Raw genomic sequence first — 4788 nt, 5'->3', positions numbered from 1 at the left:
TCTCTATACATTTAAAACTCTCGCTATAAATAGCTTATATATTATTGACACTATATCATGCTATATGATATCTGTTGTCGAATCATTCATAATAAATGAGATAGGGGAATCTCTCATGATAAACGGACTTAATAATAATTCCGCATCTTTAGTTTTAGATGCTGCAATTAGAATTAATTCTGATTTTAAAAAGCAGTGGAATGATATGTCATGCGCTGAAAAATTACTAAAAGTTCTTAGTTTTGGTTTATGGAATCCAACGTATACTCGTAGTGAAAGGCAAACATTTCAAGAGTTGTTAACCGTTTTAGAACCTGTATCTCCCGCGCCTAATGAATTGGGCAGAATATATGCTAATTTTGCAGATGGCTCATCCTTAAGAATTTCCGTCACTAACAGCGAACTTGTTGAAGCCGAGATTCGCACACCAGATAATGAAAAGATTCTTATGCTCCTGGAGTCAAACGAACAAAATAGGTTATTACAATCTTTACCCATCAATCTCCACATGCCATACATTCAGGTTCATCGTGCCTTATCTAAGATGGACCTGACTGATCATAAGTCAATGCACAATCTACTTAGTTTTACGTCAAAACTATCAGCAACCTTGATTCCTCATAATACTCAAACAGATCCGTTTTCCGGGCCTACACCATTCAGCTCTATGTTTATGGATACATTTCGAGGACTCGGCAATGCAAAGCTTTCACTCAATGGTGTTGATATACCTGTAGATGCACAAAAATTGCTTCGCGATGCACTAGGACTTAAAGACACACATTCATCACTTGCCCGGAATGTTATAAATAATGGTATTTCTCGTCATCATGCAGAGCAAATAGCAAGGGAAAGCAGCGGCAGCGATAAACAGAAAGCTGAAGTTGTGGAGTTTTTATGCCACCCCGAAGCGGCAACAGCCATATGCTCGGCTTTCTATCAATCTTTCAATGTGCCAGCCTTAATGTTGACACATACAAGGATCTCTCAAGCCAGAGAATACAATGTGGAAAGATCGTTAGATGTACCTAACGCGTGCATTAACATAAGTATCTCTCAATCACCAGATGGAAGCATTCACGTTGCCAGCCATACCGGGATTCTGATAATGGCGCCAGAAGACCGCCCCAACGAGTTAGGAATGTTGACGAACAGGACCTCCTATGAAGTGCCACAAGGTGTGAAATGTGAAATCGATGAGATGGTAAGAACGCTACAACCAAGGTATGGCGCATCTGAAACATACCTGAAAAACATTTAAAAATAAAAAAATGGACACCACACACTTTATTTATCAAAACAAACAATAACTAATCACACTCACAATTATTAATAATTTAACCTCACAGCAATCATACAAAACAAAGATATTTATTTCGCAAACCATTTATAGCGAATGGAGAAGGAATGAAAAGAAGCTTATTTATTGCATTTTTTATTGCAATGTTTGTCACACCAATTGCATTAATATTATTTGTATTTGATTATGGTTACAAAAAATCACCACAGGAATACTCACTTTCATTTATAAAACAATTACCAAATACGGTGAACTTATCATCTCTTACGTATAATAAAGAGGATGATTTCCTGTATGCCACCCAGAATAGCCCTGCGCAGCTACTTAAAATAGCCAGAAGTGGCGACATCATCGGCCGAGCCCCGCTGCCTTTTATCTCTGATGCCGAAACCATTGAGCACATACAAGGGAACATTTTTGCTGCAGTAGACGAAAAGACTTCTGAACTATTCTTTTTTACAGTTACAAAAGATATGCATATCTCCTTGCGAAATAAAATTCAGTTAGAAAAATTCAATAAAAAAAATAGAGGGTTTGAAGGACTGGCATGGAAAGCAGAAGGCCGGATGCTGTTTGTCGCTAAAGAACGACGCCCTACAGGCATGTTTGCCTATCAGCTTTCTCCAGATCTGCTGAGTGCAAAACAAGTAACGATTCCAGAGGAACTAAATGATATACATGTTAAAGATATATCCGGCCTGGACTTTAATAATGAAAGTCTGATGATTCTGTCCGATGAATCGCGTAAGTTACTCAAGTTTAACCTGACAGAAATGTCTTTCGTTGAGATGATGGACCTGACAAAAGGAAATCATTCTCTGACCAGTGATTTGCTCCAACCTGAAGGCATTGTAACTCTGCCTGATGAAAGCATTTATGTCGCTAGTGAACCTGATATCCTCGCTAAATTTGTCCCTAATAAATAAGTCTGTCACTAGCCTTAGTATTGAGCGACCAAATCTGGCAATCTCATGAAACTCGCAAAATACGAATCTAATATTAATAAAAATTTTACTCTGAAATAAACAGATTAATAGCTGAAAAGGATATCAGCTATTATCAACTAAAATATTACTCACTCCATTAGAATTATCATGAACTCACATTTAAACAAACTAAGAAGGAGGTTGTATGTTTAGTATAAGATCCCAGCTACCTATAAGCGCCAGCGTATCAATTCCGGCAGAACAATCTCAATCCATCTCCACAATTCCTGGAGGGAGAAAAATAGAGACAGTGCCAGAGAAAGAAGGATTGCTTGTGTTTTTAGGAACAAAATCCGTAGGTGAATATGCTCTTAATATTCTTGGTCAAAATGTTTCAAGAGTCACAACAGGGACAAAACCTTATGATATATTATTCCTGCACGAAGCTACAAAACAAGATTTTGATAAAAAGAAAACAGAGTTTACCTTTCTTGGTGCAAACAGAAGTTATCTACAATCAAGTAACACCGATGTTGCTGCCGCAGCAGCTATAAGTATTGCGGCAACAGAGATGAAAACTATCCTACCAAAGGATTTAACACCAGAAAAATACAATAAAATTTATCTGCCAGGGGATGGTTCTGCTGGCCTACCTCTTCTTAAGTGTGGAGATGAATTTTTATCACCAACTGATATCGTCAATCGTCTGGTAGAACATAATCTTCATGAAGTAGAAGACATCAGATTAACATCCTGTCACTCAGCCAACATAACAAAAAACAATGATTTCTCTCCTGAAGAAATAGAAAAATCAACAAAAACCAACAGCGGCTGGTTGGCTAGTGCATTATTTGGTCAAAAGCGTTCATTAGCAGAACACGTCTATGCCGAGTTTGAAGGCCGTTGAATTAACGTTTCTGTATCCGGTTATCATGGCACTGGTGTTTTTTATGTTCCAGAGCATGGCAAACCAACAACGCATCTACGCTCCACAACAGTGCCTGCAACACCTGAACAGACGGTAAGAAGAAGTGACTACAGAGTCTCCCTTGGCAGAACTCAACCCACAGATATTGACTAATTGAGTCTGCATATAGGTTTGTGTCATTACCTGATGCGCTACGCTTATCAGACCTATATTAGATCCTGCAATATGTTTAATTTGTAGGCAGAATAGAGCGTTCACACCACATCAGGTATAAACAAAGTACAGCTTGCCAAAAACCTGAATAACCCCGAATTTACGGGGTTATTCCGCTTAAACATGCCCATAACATCACTTCTGATTTGTATTGCTTACGACGGATACAATTTCTCTGCTCAGCTACGAATATCATCATACTCGCGCGTTTTATCGAACTCGTGTTTCGCAAACGGACATAGCGGGATAATCTTCCGCTTCTCCCGGCGCATTTTTTCCACCACCTTCGCCACCAGCCGTTTACCAATCCCCTGCCCTTTCAGGCTTTCATCAACATCGGTATGTTCGATAATGGTCAGTTATCAGGGATAACCCTGTGAGTACAACGCAATCTGTTGCTACTGGGTAGACTGGTCTGCTGATCACACTCACAGATTTATTTCACATATATGAACTCATGTATTTGATCTCTCTCTTATATATTTAATACCAATCAGACAGTCTTATCCCACCAGTGATACCTGTCCCTGCCCACAAGGCACGGGCTGCCCCTGTAGTGGCACACTAAATTTGGCCACCTGATGAAAGGTGATATTCTCACCACAACACAAAACAGGTGACTTAATGAACAAGAAAACCAAACGAACCTTCACCCCTGAGTTCAGGCTGGAATGTGCACAGCTGATTGTTGATAAGGGCTACTCATATCGACAGGCCAGTGAAGCGATGAATGTCGGTTCAACCACGCTTGAGAGCTGGGTACGCCAGCTCAGGCGAGAGCGCCAGGGTATTACGCCCTCTGCCACACCCATTACTCCAGACCAGCAACGTATCCGCGAGCTGGAAAAGCAAGTTCGCCGTCTGGAGGAACAAAATACGATATTAAAAAAGGCTACCGCGCTCTTAATGTCCGACTCGCTGAACGGTTCACGATAGCCGCCAGACTAAGTGACAGCCACACGGTTGTCAGCCTGTGTTCTGCTCTGGAAATACACCGCAGCAGTTACCGGTACTGGCGAAAACGACGCGATACGGTTAATCCGGCACGAGTCAGGTTGTGCAGCGAAATACGCCGGGCGTGGAACCAAAGTCGGGGCTCTGCGGGCGCGCGCACTCTGGCTGAAATGCTGACTCAAAACGGCGTCCCGATGAGCCGTTACCGTGCCGGACGTCTGATGAAATATCTGAACCTGAGCAGTTGTCAGCCCGGAAAACATCAGTATAAAAATGCCCGTCAGGAGCATACCAGCCTGCCGAATCTGCTTGAGCGTCAGTTCGCAGTACCGGAGCCAGACCGGGTATGGTGTGGAGATATTACGTATCTCTGGGCAGGAAATCGCTGGTGCTATCTGGCGGTTGTTATGGATCTGAACCGCCCCGGTTTTCCTGGAGAGTGTTTTATCTGTGAACTCAGGCTGCCA

General features: G+C 41.6%; 2 protein-coding genes and 3 pseudogenes. 4 read left to right on the top strand and 1 reads right to left on the bottom strand.

Annotated features, from left to right (window positions below):
• Nucleotides 1–115 precede the first annotated feature (115 nt).
• The 3 genes and pseudogenes from HEN33_RS24225 (at nucleotide 116) to HEN33_RS24215 (ending at nucleotide 3307) form a co-directional block, all read left to right on the top strand.
• Nucleotides 116–1261 carry an EspG domain-containing protein gene (locus tag HEN33_RS24225; protein WP_000606964.1) on the top strand — a complete coding sequence of 382 codons (1146 nt, stop codon included), beginning with the start codon at nucleotides 116–118 and terminating at the stop codon, nucleotides 1259–1261.
• A 146-nt stretch (nucleotides 1262–1407) separates the two neighbouring features.
• On the top strand, nucleotides 1408–2226 hold the full coding sequence (locus HEN33_RS24220; RefSeq protein ID WP_000830675.1) for an SdiA-regulated domain-containing protein: 819 nt from the start codon (nucleotides 1408–1410) through the stop codon (nucleotides 2224–2226).
• 205 nt (nucleotides 2227–2431) lie between these two features.
• A pseudogene (locus HEN33_RS24215) lies at nucleotides 2432–3307 on the top strand (secretion protein EspS).
• 239 nt (nucleotides 3308–3546) lie between these two features.
• On the opposite strand, the pseudogene HEN33_RS24210 reads toward HEN33_RS24215, so the two are convergent.
• Nucleotides 3547–3726, bottom strand: a pseudogene (locus HEN33_RS24210) (GNAT family N-acetyltransferase); the annotation flags it as partial.
• A 229-nt stretch (nucleotides 3727–3955) separates the two neighbouring features.
• Between HEN33_RS24210 and HEN33_RS24205 the strand changes: the two are divergent.
• A pseudogene (locus HEN33_RS24205) lies at nucleotides 3956–4788 on the top strand (IS3 family transposase); the annotation flags it as partial.

The organism is Escherichia sp. 94.0001, assembly GCF_013369155.2.
Taxonomy (GTDB): domain Bacteria; phylum Pseudomonadota; class Gammaproteobacteria; order Enterobacterales; family Enterobacteriaceae; genus Escherichia; species Escherichia coli_F.
Note: the sequence above shows the minus strand (reverse complement) of the source record. Positions and strands in the feature narration are given on the sequence as shown.

What these genes read in the sequence shown, in the direction of transcription:
- HEN33_RS24220 (WP_000830675.1), top strand. Translation starts at nt 1,408, where the DNA reads ATGAAAAGAAGCTTATTTATTGCATTTTTTATTGCAATGTTTGTCACA.
- HEN33_RS24225 (WP_000606964.1), top strand. Translation starts at nt 116, where the DNA reads ATGATAAACGGACTTAATAATAATTCCGCATCTTTAGTTTTAGATGCT.